The following is a 15,079-nucleotide window of genomic DNA, read 5'->3' on the forward strand; positions in this document are numbered from 1 at the left end:
CGTCAAAGGCATATTATCGCCGCTGCTTGCGTCAGGGGGCGTCGCTGGCGGAAAATTCCATTGAAATTTGTTCCGCCACCTGCGCCAGCGCCGGCCCCAGGGCCGTCAGCAAGGCGCGCGCCTGCGCCAAGTCGCCGCCCAGACGCAAGCCTTCGATCGACGCGCACAGGCTGGCAAAGGCATGGGCGCCCACGGCCAACGCCGACGATTTGCTGCGGTGGCCCAGGTCGGCCAGGCGTCCCAGGTCTTCCAGCGCCATGGCCTGCTCCATTTCTGCGATGCCATCGCGCGCCGTGTCGAGAAACAGCTGGGTGTATTTACGCATCTTCAAGGCGTCATTGCTGAACGTGAGCGCCAGGGTGGCCAGGTCGAGGATGGCCGTGTCGCGCAACTCCAACGAGGCGGCCGATGGCGGCGCTTTCGGCAGCGCCGCCAGCCTGTCGCCCACGCGCGCGTGGCCGATACTGCCGATACCGCCACGCAGGCGGAACCATTTCGCCAGCAGGTGAAACAGCAGATTCGGGGCAATCGGCTTGGTCACGAATTCATCCATGCCCGCCGCCAGGCAGCGGGCGCGGTCGTCGCTGCCCGCATTGGCCGTCATGGCGATCACCAGCAGGCCGTTGAGATTCGGGTCGGCGCGGATGCGGCGCGTCGCCTCGAAGCCGTCCATCTCCGGCATCTGCACGTCCATCAGCACGCAGTCGTAGCGCTGGTGGGCCAGCAATTCCAGCGCTTCGCGACCATTGCAGGCGACGCAGACAGTAGCACCGGCGTCTTCCAGCAATTCGCAACCCACCTGCTGGCTGAAGACGTTATCTTCCACCAGCAGGATGGATGCGCCGCGGATCACCCCCAATACTTCCGGCTCTACCTCGGCGATGCGCTCGTCGCCCGCTTGCGCGCTTTTCTCCAGGCGCGCCGTGAACCAGAAGGTGCTGCCCAGGCCCGGCTGGCTGTACACGCCCACCTTGCCGTCCATGAGTTCAACCAGCTGCTTGCTGATCACCAGCCCCAGGCCGCTGCCGCCATACTTGCGCGTGGTAGAGGGGTCGGCCTGGTGGAAGGAGCGGAACAGTTGCGCCACCTCTTCCTGCTTCATGCCGATGCCCCGGTCCTGCACCTCGAAGCGCAGCATGGCGTGGCTGCCGCGCTCCTCGGACTGGCGCACGCGCACGAAGATGCTGCCATTGTCGGAAAACTTGATGGCGTTGCTGGTCAGGTTCAGCAAGACCTGCTCCAGGCGCAGCGGATCGCCGCACCAGCGCTGCGGCAGCTCGGCCGCGATATCGAACTGCAGCGCCAATCCCTTGACGGCGGCCGCATCACCGAGCTGGCTGGCGATATTCGCCAGCAGGGTGTCGAGACGGAAGTCCAGTACTTCCAGTTCCAGCTTGCCCGCCTCGATCTTGGAAAAATCGAGGATGTCGTTGATCAGGCCCAGCAAATGCTGGCCCGAATGGAAGATTTTTTTCAGATAATCGCGCTGGCGCGCATCCGCCACCGATTTCAGCGCCAGGTGTGCCATGCCGATGATGCTGTTCATCGGCGTGCGGATTTCATGACTCATGTTCGACAGGAAGTCGCTCTTGGCCTGACTGGCCGCGTCGGCCTGCTCCTTCAGGCGATGCAGTTCCGTCACGTCGGTGGACAGGCCGATCAGGCCCGTGACGGGACCGGGCAAGCCCAACGGCACCTTCACGCTCCACAGGTGATGCACCTGGCCCTGCGCATCGACGAAGCGCTCTTCGCCGACGAACTTGGCGCCGCTGTCGAAGACCTGGCGTTCGGTCAGCTGCGCGGCGGCAGCCGCATCGCCGAGCATCAACTCGCCATCCTGGCGGCCGATCAACTGCTCCGCCGAGCGGCCCAGTATCTTCGCCGTGCGCGCATTCACGTAGCGGTAGCGCAGGTCGGCATCCTTCATGTAGACGTAGGCATCGACGCTGTCGAGCACCGTATCGAGCAGGGTGCGCTGCGCCACCGCATTGCGGCGCGAACGGTACAGGGTAAAGATATAGCCATAAATGAGCAGGGTGCCGGCCACGCCGACGGCCAGCGCCAGCCACGGAAAATAGCGGTCGAAGCTGCTGTACAGCTCCGCCTTGCGCACGCGGAAATGGGCTTTCCATACGCCGCCCTGGTAAGCCACCGGCAGCACCTGGTCGAAATAAGCGGCATCGCTGCCCGGTTGCGGCGGCGGTGTCGCCAGGTCGCCGTCATCGTTGAACAGCAGGCGGTCCTGCGGCGTGATGCGCCATGCGCCATCGGCAGGCCGAGGTTCGGCGGCGCTGTACAGGGTCAGGTGCAGCGGCTCCAGGGCGCTGCGTTCGAGCGCGCTGTGCACCAGCTGCGCCACGCCAAAGCCGATGCCCACTGACCCCTGGTAGGCGGCGCGACGCTCGGCCACGCTGCCCTGCGGCATGCCATTGCGGTACACGGGCAGGCGCATGCCCAGGCCCACGTGCGCGGGCGGTCCCTTGATCATGATCACCTGCCCCGACGCGCTCACTTCGCCACTGTCGCGCGCCTGCGCCAGGGCCTGCGCCACCAGCGGGTTGGCGCCGATATCGACGCCCATGCGTTCAGACAGCAGGGAATCGGGCTCCAGGTAAGTGAGCACGATGTATTCCGGCCGCTCGCCGGGCGGGCGGATGGTGAATGCGGGATAGCCGCCCGGCGCCAGGCTGGTGTCACGGCGTACATCGGCGACATAGGCCGCGCGCTGCGCCTGCGTCAGCGCCACCGCATAATTGACCGATTCGATGGCGGGGAACTGGCGCACGATATCGAGGCCGGCCACGTAATCGTGGAACTGGCGGCGCGTCAGCTGCTCGCTGGTGCGAAACAGCGCTTCGAGGCCACGCAGCAAGTCGGAATAGCTTTTTACGCGCGTGGCCAGGCTATGCTGGGCGCCGTGCGTGAGATTGTCGAAACGCTGCTCGGCGTCGTCATTGACCGTGCGCGCCGCCCCCGCATACAGGGCGCCGCCCACCGCCAATGCCAGCAGCAGCCCCCCCGCCCAGATCCTGATGCCCGCTACCGTCCCGCCCTTGCTCAAAGTGTGCATTGTCGATCGCTTATTCCGGTTCCTCGAATGTGCGGCACAGGCCACCCAACAGGTACGAGGATACTATCAAAGCTCCTGCCCGACGCGCTTGTGCAAGAAAAAAAGCGCGCATGATGGCTGCACTGGAAAACACCGCGCCTATACCGTCTGCAGCGCACCGGCCAGGAAGTCGCAAAAGGCGCGCACCTTTTCCTGCACATGGCGTCCATCGGGCGTCAACGCATACACGCCGCGCCTGGCCATGCCGTGCGATGGCAGCACCCGCACCAGGGTGCCGCTGGCCAGCAGGGGCCTGGCGACGAAGGACGGCAACGCGCCCACGCCGATGCCGGCCACCAGCATGTCGGCCAGCAGCAGGCTGCTGTCGGCGGAAAAGCGCACGGGCAGGACGATGCTGCTCGTCCCTTCCGGGCCGGCCAGTTGCCAGACGCCGGGGCTGTCGGCCAGCCGATACGCCAGGCAATCGTGGCCGTGCAAGTCCTGCGCCTGCAGCGGCGTGCCGCGCCGCGCCAGGTAGGCGGGCGCCGCGCAAATCAGTTGCTCGACGTCGCCCAGGCGGCGCGCCACCAGGGTCGAATCGGCCAGCGCGGCGCGGATGCGCAGCGACACGTCATAGCCCTCGCCCACCACGTCGCGCAGGCGGTCGTCCAGGGTCATCTCGATGTTGACTTCCGGATAGCGCGCCATGAAGGTCGGCAGCAGGGGCGACAGCACTTTCAGGCCAAACGACAGCGGCGCATTCACGCGCAGCCGCCCCGCCACCTTGCCGGCGCAGCCGCGCGTGGCCAGTTCCAGCGCATCGACCTCGTCGAGCAGGCGGCAGCATTCAGCATAGTAGGCCCGGCCGCCGTCTGACAGGCTCATGCGCCGCGTGGTGCGCACCAGCAGCACGGTGCCCACACGCGCCTCCAGCTGGCGCACCTGCTTGCTGATGGCCGCCGCCGACTGGTTCAGGTCCTGCGCCGCCTTGCTGAAGCTGTCGCGTTCGACCACCTTGCGGAACACGCGCATGTGCGCCAGGACATCCATGATTCTTTCCTTGCAGTTGAATATATTATTATTTTATCGCTGATTATTATCCAAATGAAAAACAATATGATGATGACTTCATTCTTCACCTGACACAAGGAGCACCCCATGTTCACCTTCCCGTCCCCGTCAAACACCCTGCCGCTGCTGCTGGCCCTGCTGGCTGGCGCAGCGCAGGCGGCCCCGGCCACCACCGCCCTGCCTGAAGTGGGCGTCAGCCCCTGGGGGCCGAAAGACGAAATCGGCCGCCTGAACCTGATGACGCCAACCTCGCGCGCCGGCATCCTGGCGCGCATCGACGGCGGCAAGAGCTATGACCTGGCCGTCGATTTCTATGTCGGCATGCCCAGCTGGCAGGCGGCCGGCGATCCGCCCTACCAGATGTGGATGACGCACACGCCAAAGGGCAATGTGGTGGCCGACTCGATGCACGTGGGCGTCACCATGAACCGCCACGTCAGTTACACTGGTTCGGCCGTGTCCATGTATGCGCACATGGGCACGCATATCGACGCCCTCAACCACTTCGGCTTGAACGGCAAGATCTGGAACGGTTTTACAGAGGAACAGTATCTGGGCGACCGGGGCTGGACCGTGACGGGCGCGGAAAAACTGCCGCCCATCGTCGCGCGCGGCGTGCTGATCGACGTGGCCGTGGCCAAGGGACTGTCACAGCTGCCCGACAATTACCGGGTCACGCGGCAGGACTTGCGCGCGGCGCTGGCGCACCAGAAGATCACGCTGGAAAAGGGCGACGTGGTGCTGATACGCACGGGCCGCATGCAGCACTATGAGCAGGCGCAGGCCTACATGGCCAATCCGCCCGGCCTGTCGCTCGATGCGGCGAAATTCCTCGTGGAAGATGGCGGCGCCATGGTGGTGGGCGCGGACAACCTCAGTTTCGAGGCGTTTCCCTCCGAAGTGGCCGGCAACTACCTGCCCGTGCACACCTATTTGCTGGCGCAGCAGGGCACGCCCATCCTGGAACTGGTCGACCTGGAAGCGCTGTCGCGCGACAAGGTGTACCAGTTTGCCTTCATCGGCGCCTCCTTGAAGTTCCGGGGCGGCGACGCGGCGCCCATCCGTCCCGTGGCGCTGCCGATACGCTAGCGTTCGACGGCAGCGGCCAGCAAGGCGCCAGCGCCATGGTCATCCCAGGCATCGGCGCAGCGCACCACGTCGCCCACGACGATGATGCTGGGACTGCCCAGGCCGCTGGTCAGCAAGTCATGCGGCAAGGCGTGCAAAGTACTCAGCAACTGGCGCTGTGCCGGCAAGCTGGCCGATTGCACCACAGCCACGGGCGTGCCGGGCGCCATGCCGCCGGCCAGCAAACCCGCCTGGATGGCCACCACCCGCGCCACGCCCATGTAGATGACCAGGGTCAGGCCGCTTTGCGCCAATGCCGCCCAGTTCGGCTCCGAGGCGCTATCCTTGCCATGGCCCGTGACGAAGATCGCGCCCTGGCTCCAGCTGCGGTGCGTCAGCGGTACGCCGATGGACGACGGGGCGGCCAGGCCGCTGCTGATGCCGGGTATCACCTCGACGGCCACGCCGTGGCTGCGCAGATAGGCGCGCTCTTCGCCGCCGCGCCCGAACAGGTAGGGGTCGCCCCCTTTCAGGCGCACCACGTGCAGGCCGGCACGCGCCTCGGCCAGCATCAGGCGCTCGATGAAGGCTTGCGGCGTGGACGCACAGCCGCCCCGCTTGCCCACCTCGACCACGCGCACGCCGGGCGCCGCATGCGCGAGGATGGCCGGGTTGACGAGGTCATCGATCAGCACCACGTCGGCCCGCGCGATGGCCTTCACTGCCTTGATCGTCAACAGGTCCGGGTCGCCGGGGCCGGCGCCGACCAAGGTCACGCTTCCTTGTTGTGCCATGATGCAGTCTCCAATCAGAAATTCAGTCAAAAACAGTGGCCGATGGCAAACGATGCCGCGTACGCTTCCGGCGCGCTGCCATCCCACACGACGTCGTCGCACAGGGTCGAACGGCGCATCGGTGACGCTGGCAAAGGCGTGGCCGTCATTTCCGCCGCCTGGCGGTACAGGTCGATGCGATTGACTTGCCTTGCCACCGCCAGGTAATCAGGCTCGTCGCGCAGCAAGCCCCAGCGCCGGTGCTGGGTCATGAACCACATGCCGTCGGACAGGTAGGGGAAATTCACGGCGCCGTCCTGGTAGAACTTCAAACCGTGCGCCTCGTCCCAGGTTTTGCCCAGGCCATCCTGATACTGGCCGAGGATGCGCGGCGCCAGCGTTTCCTGCGGCGTATTCAGATAAGCGGGCTCGGCAAGAGTGGCCGCCATGGCCATCCGGTTGGTGTCGCTGGCGTCGATCCAGCGTCCCGCCTCGAGCACGGCAGCGATCAGGGCGCGACAGCTGTTTGGATGCTGGTGCGCAAACGCGGCGCTGGTGCCCAGCACCTTGCCCGGATGGTCGGGCCAGATGGCGCCGCTGGTGGTGGCCGTCACGCCCACGCCATCGACGATGGCCTTGTAGCCCCACGGTTCGCCGGCGCAAAAGCCCTCCATCTGGCCCGCGCGCAAGGCGGCCACCATTTGCGACGGCGGCACCGTCATCACGCGCGCATCGCGCAGCGGATCGATGCCATGCGCGGCCAGCCAGTATTGCAGCAGCATCGCATGGTTACCGGTCGGGAAAGTATGCGCAAACGCAAAAGGCCGCGCCGCAGCGCGCATGTGCCGCGCCAAGGTGGGACCATCGTGGGCGCCTTCACGCGCCAGCGCCGCCGACAGGGTGACGGCCTGGCCGCTGTGATTCAAATTCATCAGCACGGCCATGTCGTGCTGATGCCCGCCGATGCCCATCTGCACGCCATACACGAGACCGTACAACACGTGGGCAGCGTCGAGTTCGCCGTTATTCAATTTGTCGCGCACGCCGGCCCACGACATCTCGCGGCTCAGTTCGATCTTGATGCCGTATTTTTCATCCAGGCCCAGCTTCGAGGCCATCACCAGCGAGGCACAATCGGTCAGCGGCAGGTAGCCGATGCGTATCGTCTGTTTTTCCGGCTGTACTGATCGCGTCACCTGGGCGCTACGTTCTGCCTGCCTGCCCGCTTGCTCTGTCATACCATTCCTTGCTGATAAATACTGTTTTTCCGCGCCGATATGGGCAAGGCCATGCCCATCCTGCAGCAAGGACCGTGCCTGTGCATGCCCGGTCCAGGGCGGCGGGAAACGCACTGCAATGGTGCGCCGCACCAACATGTGTCAGGAAATGGACGATTCATCCCAGCAAGTCCTCCACGTCGAGGATGCGCTGGGCAATTTCCGCCAGTTTCAGCTTCTTGTTCATGGCCATGCTGCGCAGCCGCTGGTAAGCCTGCTCTTCCGTCAAGCCCTGATGCGTCATCAACAGGCCCTTGGCCCGCTCGATTACCTTGCGTTCGAGCAGCTTGTGCCGCGTGTCGAGCAATTCGGCACGCAATTTTTCTTCCTGGCGGAAGCGCGCCAGCGCCACGTTCAGCACGGGCAAGATGCGCTCGGCCTGCAAGCCGGCAACGATATAGGCGGACACGCCGGCCGCCATGGCCGCGTCGATGCTGGCCGTGGCGCCGTCTTCGGTAAACAAGACGATGGGACGGCGCTCGTCGCGCGTGGCGATGACGATGTGTTCAAGCACATCGCGCGCATCCGATTCGGCATCGATGATGATAAGGTCAGGCTGCAGTTGCGCAATGCGCTCGGGAAGGTAGAGGTCGGCTGGAAGCGAGGCGACGATGTCAAAGCCCGATTCCAGCAAGCCGATGCGCAAGGCATTGCCGCGCAGCACTTGCGAAGCCAATGCCGCATTCTCGTGCACGCCGTGCTCGACAATAGTGTTGACGACTACGATGCGCAAAGGCTGGGTACGGCTGGACGTCATGGAGGGCTATCTGCAATGGCTAAACAATTAACCATTGCAGTAAGCAAGAAACGAACCAGCTGGTTTTGCGTTTTACTTGAGAGTCGGCATGGCAAATTCGGCGCCAGCCTTTGTTGACGCGGGCCAGCGCTGGGTGACAGCCTTCTGTTTTGTATAAAAACGTACGGATTCCGGGCCATGCGCGTGGTGGTCGCCAAACAGGCTGCGCTTCCAGCCGCCGAAGCTGTGGAAGGCCATCGGCACGGGGATCGGTACATTTACCCCGACCATTCCCACCTGCACCCGGTGCGTGTATTCGCGCGCCGTGTTGCCATCGCGCGTATAAATCGCCGTGCCGTTGCCGTATTCGTGGGCGTTGACGAGGTCCAGCGCCGTCGTGAAATCAGGCACGCGCACGATGCACAGCACGGGGCCGAAGATTTCTTCCTTGTAAATCGTCATTTCCGGCGTCACATGGTCGAACAGGCTGCCGCCAAGGAAAAAGCCGTTTTCATGGCCGGGCAAGACGAAACCGCGTCCGTCGGCCACCAGCTTGGCGCCTTCCTTTACGCCTGTGGCGATGTAGCCGGTAATTTTGTCCTTGTGTACTTGCGTGACCACGGGGCCCATTTCAGCCTTCAAATCCATGCCCTGCGTGATTTTCAAGGCGGCGATGCGGGGCACCAGCGCTTCGACCAGTTGATCCGCGACATTGCCGACCGCCACGACGACGGAAATGGCCATGCAACGCTCGCCCGCCGAACCGAAGGCGGCGCCCATCAGGGCATCCACCGTCTGGGGAATATCCGCGTCGGGCATGACGACCATGTGGTTTTTCGCACCACCCAGGGCTTGCACGCGCTTGCCCTGCGCGCAGCCGGTGGCGTAGATGTATTCGGCGATCGGCGTGGAACCGACAAAGCTGACGGCGCGCACATCCGGGTGATGCAGCAAGCCATCCACGGCTTCCTTGTCGCCCTGCACGACGTTGAAGACGCCGTCGGGCAAGCCCGCGTCCGTCAACAGCTGCGCCAGGAGCAGGCTGGCCGACGGGTCGCGCTCGGATGGTTTGAGTACGAACGTATTGCCGCAGGCAATCGCCATCGGGAACATCCACATCGGCACCATGACAGGGAAGTTGAAGGGCGTGATGCCGACGCAGACACCGAGCGCCTGGCGAATCGACCAAGCGTCGATACCGCCAGCCACTTGCTCCGAATATTCTCCCTTCATCAGCTGCGGGATGCCACAGGCAAATTCCACCACTTCGATGCCGCGCGTGACTTCCCCTTTGGCATCCGTAAACACTTTGCCGTGTTCCGCCGTGATCAGGGCAGCCAATTGATCGGCATGTTCTTCCAGCAATTCCTTGAACTTGAACATGACGCGTGCGCGGCGCAGGGGCGAAGTTTGCGACCAGGCAGGAAAGGCCGCATGGGCGGCGGCCACGGCCGCGTTCAGCTCGCTCGGCGTGGCCAGCGACACCTTGGCCGAGACGGCGCCCGTGGCGGGATTGAAGACCTCGCTGGTGCGCTCGGAGCGCGACGCCATCGGGTTGCCACCAATAAAGTGGCCAATTGTCGGGGTAGTCATATCTTGTCCTTGATTATTTAGTATTCATCAGCCACTCATGGGCCGGGTCGTTTTTAAAATGCCACACGCGTTTTGGGCCGGCCATCACGTTCAGGTAATAGCCGTCATAGCCATACGGCACGGTGACGGGGTGGTAACCCCTGGGCACCATCACCACGTCGTGGTTTTCCACGGCCATGGCCTCGTCGATGGAACGGTCATCCGTGTAGACTCTTTGGTACGCAAAGCCCTGCTCCGGGTTCAGACGGTGGTAATACGTTTCTTCCAGCGAACTTTCCAGCGGCACATTGTCGCTGTCGTGCTTGTGCGGCGGATAGCTCGATGAATGGCCGGACGGCGTGACCACCTCGACCACCAGCAAGCCATCGGCCTCTTGCGTTTGCGGCAGGATGTCGCACACATAGCGGGTATTGGCGCCCTTGCCGCGCACGGAGCGCGTCATGCTGGCCGGTTCGATCAGGCGCGCCGGGCGATGCGTCGTGGCCGGGGCGCTGCACAGAGCCACTTCGCCAGCGCTCACGGCCGTAATGCTGACCTTCGTATCCAGTGGGACATACACGGCATGCGGCGAGCGGTCCTCGAAGACGCTTTGGCGATTGCCGATGGCTTCCCAGGTCTGCCCGCCCGCCTGGACGGTGACCGTGCCCGTCAATACAACGATGCACAGTTCGCGGCTGCCCGTGTCCACATTCAACTGTTCCCCGGCAGCCAGACGGTGCGCGGCAAAGCCCACATGCGTCCAGCCGGCCGACTCGGGCGTGACCTCGACGATGATGGAACCAGGCCGGGCCTTGACCAGCAGCGGGCTCATGCCGCCTCCCTGCCCAGGCGGGGAATGGCATCGACGAGGCTAGCCAGGTAATCGTGGCCCATCTTCGCGTACTCATAGCTGGGGGCGACAGCCGGGTCTTGCTCCGCTTCCACCACCAGCCAGCCTTCGTAACCGTGCAGATACAAGCGTGTCAAGATGGCTGGGAAGTCGATGCTGCCATCGCCGGGCACGCTGAAGGCGCCATTGATGACGGCCTGCAGGAAACTCCAGTGGCCATTGCGGGCCAGTTTCACCACGTTGGGGCGCACATCCTTGCAATGCACGTGGCAGATGCGCTCGATATGCTTGTTCAAAACGGCTAGCGCGTCGCCGCCGGCAAAGGTGATGTGCCCCGTGTCGAACAACAAGCCCACTTCCGGCCCCGTCAAGGCCATCAGTTGATCCACGTCCGCCGGCGTTTCCACGTAGGCGCCCATGTGGTGGTGGTAGGCCAGACGCACGCCGTGCGCCAGCAGGTGGGCGGCAAACGCCGTCAATTTGTCCGCATAGGCCTGCCACTGCTGCTGGGTCTGGAAACGGGGACGTTTGTACAGCGGGCGCGCTTCGCCCTGGATGGCGTCGGCCACTTCGCCATAGACCATGACGCTGGCGCCGCTATCGGCCAGCAAGCGTAAATGCGCGCCAACTGCAGCGATTTCCTCTTCCACAGAGCGGTGCGCCAGCCGACCCGAATACCAGCCCGAGACGCAGGCCAGGTCATACTTGGCCAGCACGGCGTTCAAGGCCGGGGCGTCCTTGGGAAACTTGTTGCCCAGCTCGAAACCCACGTAGCCGATCCCGGCGCCCTCTTTCAAGGCCGTTTCCAGCGGAGTTTCACCGCCCAGGCTGGGCAAATCGTCGTTCATCCACGAGATCGGGTTGATGCCGATCTTCACATTCCAGGTTGGTGCGTTCATTTTATTTGTCCTTGGCGGTCAAGTTCATAACGGATGCGGGCAGCTTGCACGCCGGCTTGCGTGGAGACTTCAGGCACGGCCACTTCCCACCAGCAACCACCCTCTGCGGTCGTACGCGTGTCGTCCGTATTGATGCAGATCAGATACGTGCGGGAAGCTGCCCGGGCGCGCAGCATGGCTTGCTCCAGCTCGGCGATGTTGCCCACGTGTTCGGAGAGCGCGCCCAGCGACTGCGCGTGCAGCGCAAAGTCAATCACGGGTGCGCTGTCGGGTAACATATTGTTGAAAGAGGCATTGCCGCACGCCTGCTGCAATCGGTTGATGCAGCCATAGCCACGGTTGTCGAGCACGACGATGATGAGTTTCTTGTCCAGCATGACGGCGGTGGCGATTTCCGAATTCATCATCAGATAGCTGCCGTCGCCCACCATGACGATCACTTCGCGCTCGGGTTTGGCCATCTTGACGCCGAGGCCGCCGGCAATTTCATAACCCATGCACGAGTAGCCGTATTCCATGTGGTAGCCGCCCGGTGTTTCCGTTCGCCACAGTTTATGCAGTTCAGCCGGCAAGGTGCCTGCCGCGCAAACGACGATATCGTTGCTGCTGGAGTCCGGTGATGAACGCTGCACGGCGCCGATGACTTCGCCGTCGTACGGCAAGCCAGCCACCTCGCGCCGGCCCGTGATGCTGTTGACTGTCTCGCGCCAGGCATTGCCCGCCTGCTGTGCGCGGTCCAGCCATAGGCCCCCGCTGTTCCAGCTGCCCAGCAGCCGCGACAGTCCTTGCAAGCCCAGCGTCGCGTCCGCCTGCAAGCCCAGGCCACGGCGTTTCAGCGCGTCAAAACTGTTGACGTTCAGGCTGACCAGTTGCGCTTGCGCAAACAGGGAGTTCGAGCCGGTCGTAAAATCCTGCAAGCGCGTGCCGATGGCCAGCACCACGTCCGCATCAAACGCCAGCGCGTTGGCGGCGGGCGAACCCGTCACGCCGATGGCGCCCAGCTGCAGCGGATGGTCCCATGACAAGGCACTCTTGCCCGCCTGGGTTTCCGCCACGGGGATGCCGTGCCGTTCGGCAAACGCCTGCAAGGCGACGCTGGCCTTGCCGTACAGCACGCCGCCACCGGCCACGATCAGCGGCTGTTTCGCATTTTTCAATAGCAGCGCCGCTTCTTCCAGCTCCTGCTCGACGGGCGGCAAGGCGCGGAAACGCACGATCCTCGGCTCGAAAAAGTCGACGGGATAGTCATACGCCATCGTCTGCACGTCTTGCGGCAGGGACAAGGTCACGGGACCGCAGGCGGCCGGGTCCGTCAAGGCGGCAATGGCGCGTGGCAAGGCGGTGAGCAACTGTTCCGGATAGATAATCCGGTCAAAGTAACGCGACAGCGGCTTGAATGCATCGTTGACGGAAACGCTGCCATCCGTGGCGTCTTCCAGCTGCTGCAGCACCGGATCCGGCGCGCGCGAGACGAACACGTCGCCCGGCAAGAGCAGTACCGGTAAACGATTCACGTGCGCCAGGGCGGCAGCTGTCAGCAAGTTGGTGGCACCGGGACCGATGGAACTGGTGACGGCCATCATGCGCCGGCGCATGTGCGCTTTCGCGTAGGCAATGGCAGAGTGCGCCATCGCCTGTTCATTGTGGGCGCGGTAGGTGGGAAAACTGTCGCGGTACTGGTACAGCGCTTCGCCCAGGCCTGCCACGTTGCCGTGGCCAAAGATGGCAAAGGCGCCGCCGAACAGGGGAAGCAAGCTACCATCCCCCTCTTCCGTGCGCAGGGCGGCCAGATAGCGGACCAGCGCCTGCGCCATGGTCAAGCGGACAGTGGCGCTCATGCTGCACGCTCCAGACGGTTGCGCGTGCGTTGCCACAAGCTAATGAGCTGCTCGAAGTTGGCGCGCACGGCGGCGATCAGGCCTGCATCGTCGAGTTCGCCGGCCAACCAGCGGCGGCTCGGTTCCTGGAAGATGGTGCGGCCCACCATGAAGCCGCGGCACGTCGTGCTGGCACTGGCTTCTTCGAAGCTGGTGGCCAGGGCGGCGATGGGCGCGTTCAAGCCAAGCAATACCACGCCACGGCAATATGGATCGCGTTCGTGCACGAGGGCATCGATGGCTTGCCATTGCGCAGCCGACATGCTTTCCAGCTTCCACCATTCCGGATAAATGCCCAGGTTGTAGAGGCGCTTGACGGCGCGCAAGACGGTATCGTCGCCCTGTGGCAAGGCGTCCGACGGTATGACTTCCAGCAACAGTTCGTGACCGCTCACTTGCGCCGCGTCATACAGGGCCTTGATCTGCGCTTCCTGTTCCAGGCGGTTTTCCACGGCATCGTCCGGGTGCAGCTGCACCAGGCATTTGATCACGTGCTCCTTCGGCCAGCTGAGCAAATGCGAGCCGATGGAGCGGCCCCAGTCGAATTGCAGCGGATTCGATCCCGGCAATTCCACGGGACGCCCTATCCACCAGCCCCGCCCCGTCGCATCGTTGAGCGCGTCGACGCCATAGCGCCCATCGATCAGCACACCCGTCTTGCCGGCCAGCTGCAATGCCGTTTCCGTCTGCGCCACGGCTTGCACCATCAATTGCTTCAAGGCTAAGATACGCGACTCGGATGCGCCCGTTTGTTGCGCCAGTTCAAAGAATTGCGTGCGGTGATCGAACGCAAACACGCACAATTCATCCCATTGCTTGCGCGCCACCGTCGTACGGTGCAATCGCGACAAGGTGGCGTCCTGGTCCGGCTGCGTCAGCTTGGCTGCATTGGCCAGGAAATAGTCGAGCTCGACGGGCGACGGCATGGCCGGCGCGCAGCCGTGGCGCGACACAACGAGGGCACCGCAGCCATTCGCGTAGCGGCAGCACGCTTCGTAATCCTCGCCGCGCAGCCAGCCTTTCAAAAAGCCGGAGAGAAAAGCGTCGCCCGCGCCCAGCACATTGAGCACTTCCACGCGCACGCCACGGTAGTTATACGCGTCGTCGAGACTGTGCGGCACAACATTGTCGATGACGGCGCTGCCCAGCGGGCCCCGCTTGACGACCAGGGTGGCCAGGGTGGCGGCCCGCACGGCGCGCAAGCTGGCCATGATATCGCCGCCGCCGCCGGCAATCATGAATTCCTCTTCCGTGCCGACGATCAGGTCGAACTGCGGCAGGATCGCCTGCAGGTGGCGGGTCACACCGTCGTTCGAGACGAAGCGCGTTTCGCCATCCGCCTTGCCAGAGAGTCCCCACAGCACGGGCCGGTAATCGATGTCGAGCACGCTGCGCACGTTGTTGGCACGCGCCAATTTGAGGGCCTGCGTGCTGACGGCGTGCATGGCAGCCGTGGAAAAATGCGTGCCGGTGATCAAGAGCGCCTTGCTCGATGCAATGAAGGCCGCATCCACCGACACCAGGTCGATGGCCATGTCGGCGCAATTTTCCCTGTAGAAGATCAGGGGGAAGGTGTCCTTGTCCTTGATACCCAGCATCACCAGCGCCGTCAGGCGGTCGCGGTCGATACCCACATGGCTGACGTCGCAGCCCTCTTTCGACAAGGTATCCGTCAAGAAACGGCCCATGTGGTCGTCGCCAACCTTCGACAGCATGGCGGACTTGAGGCCCAGGCGGGCCGTGCCGAAGGCGATATTCGCCGACGAGCCGCCCAGGTACTTGGCGAAACTGGTCGCGTCTTCCAGCGGGCTGCCGATTTGCTGCGCATACAGGTCCACCGCCAGGCGGCCCAGGCAGATCACGTCGAGCGCGCGGCCCTGGGCAAATTGTGTCGGGTTATTCATGGT

At 63.9% G+C, this 15,079-nt stretch carries 11 protein-coding genes; 1 reads left to right on the top strand and 10 read right to left on the bottom strand.

What is annotated here, in order from left to right:
- Positions 1 to 31: 31 nt before the first annotated feature.
- Together ACQ4WP_RS20430 and ACQ4WP_RS20435 are read right to left on the bottom strand one after the other, a co-directional pair.
- Positions 32 to 3,070, bottom strand: coding sequence for a CHASE domain-containing protein (locus tag ACQ4WP_RS20430; RefSeq protein WP_436523820.1), 3,039 nt, complete (start codon positions 3,068 to 3,070; stop codon positions 32 to 34).
- 138 nt (positions 3,071 to 3,208) lie between these two features.
- A complete protein-coding gene (locus ACQ4WP_RS20435) occupies positions 3,209 to 4,099 on the bottom strand; it encodes a LysR family transcriptional regulator (RefSeq protein ID WP_436523822.1) in 891 nt (296 codons plus the stop codon).
- Between the two features lie 108 nt (positions 4,100 to 4,207).
- On the opposite strand from ACQ4WP_RS20435, the gene ACQ4WP_RS20440 reads away from it, so the two are divergent.
- Positions 4,208 to 5,209, top strand: a complete 1,002-nt coding sequence (locus ACQ4WP_RS20440; RefSeq protein ID WP_436523824.1) for a cyclase family protein — start codon at positions 4,208 to 4,210, stop codon at positions 5,207 to 5,209.
- On the opposite strand, the gene cobA is transcribed toward ACQ4WP_RS20440, so the two are convergent.
- From cobA to ACQ4WP_RS20480, 8 genes are all read right to left on the bottom strand, one after another.
- Positions 5,206 to 5,982, bottom strand: a complete 777-nt coding sequence (gene cobA / locus ACQ4WP_RS20445; protein ID WP_436523826.1) for a uroporphyrinogen-III C-methyltransferase — start codon at positions 5,980 to 5,982, stop codon at positions 5,206 to 5,208. The genes ACQ4WP_RS20440 and cobA overlap by 4 nt on opposite strands.
- A gap of 26 nt (positions 5,983 to 6,008) precedes the next feature.
- A complete protein-coding gene (locus tag ACQ4WP_RS20450; RefSeq protein ID WP_436523828.1) occupies positions 6,009 to 7,199 on the bottom strand; it encodes a CmpA/NrtA family ABC transporter substrate-binding protein in 1,191 nt (396 codons plus the stop codon).
- 157 nt (positions 7,200 to 7,356) lie between these two features.
- Positions 7,357 to 7,995 carry an ANTAR domain-containing response regulator gene (locus ACQ4WP_RS20455; RefSeq protein ID WP_436523830.1) on the bottom strand — a complete coding sequence of 213 codons (639 nt, stop codon included), beginning with the start codon at positions 7,993 to 7,995 and terminating at the stop codon, positions 7,357 to 7,359.
- 72 nt (positions 7,996 to 8,067) lie between these two features.
- Positions 8,068 to 9,567 carry a CoA-acylating methylmalonate-semialdehyde dehydrogenase gene (locus ACQ4WP_RS20460; RefSeq protein WP_436523832.1) on the bottom strand — a complete coding sequence of 500 codons (1,500 nt, stop codon included), beginning with the start codon at positions 9,565 to 9,567 and terminating at the stop codon, positions 8,068 to 8,070.
- 13 nt (positions 9,568 to 9,580) lie between these two features.
- Entirely contained in the window at positions 9,581 to 10,378 is a 798-nt protein-coding gene (gene iolB, locus ACQ4WP_RS20465; RefSeq protein ID WP_436523834.1) for a 5-deoxy-glucuronate isomerase, read from the bottom strand.
- Positions 10,375 to 11,295: a myo-inosose-2 dehydratase gene (iolE, locus tag ACQ4WP_RS20470; RefSeq protein ID WP_436523836.1), complete on the bottom strand. Its 921-nt coding sequence runs from the start codon at positions 11,293 to 11,295 to the stop codon at positions 10,375 to 10,377. Before iolE ends, iolB begins: the two co-directional genes overlap by 4 nt.
- Entirely contained in the window at positions 11,292 to 13,133 is a 1,842-nt protein-coding gene (gene iolD / locus ACQ4WP_RS20475; RefSeq protein ID WP_436523838.1) for a 3D-(3,5/4)-trihydroxycyclohexane-1,2-dione acylhydrolase (decyclizing), read from the bottom strand. The genes iolE and iolD overlap by 4 nt, the downstream gene beginning before the upstream one ends.
- On the bottom strand, positions 13,130 to 15,076 hold the full coding sequence (locus tag ACQ4WP_RS20480; protein ID WP_436523840.1) for a bifunctional 5-dehydro-2-deoxygluconokinase/5-dehydro-2-deoxyphosphogluconate aldolase: 1,947 nt from the start codon (positions 15,074 to 15,076) through the stop codon (positions 13,130 to 13,132). The genes iolD and ACQ4WP_RS20480 overlap by 4 nt, the downstream gene beginning before the upstream one ends.
- Positions 15,077 to 15,079 lie beyond the last annotated feature (3 nt).

The sequence above is a fragment of the Janthinobacterium lyxosi genome (assembly GCF_051380665.1).
GTDB lineage: Bacteria > Pseudomonadota > Gammaproteobacteria > Burkholderiales > Burkholderiaceae_D > Janthinobacterium.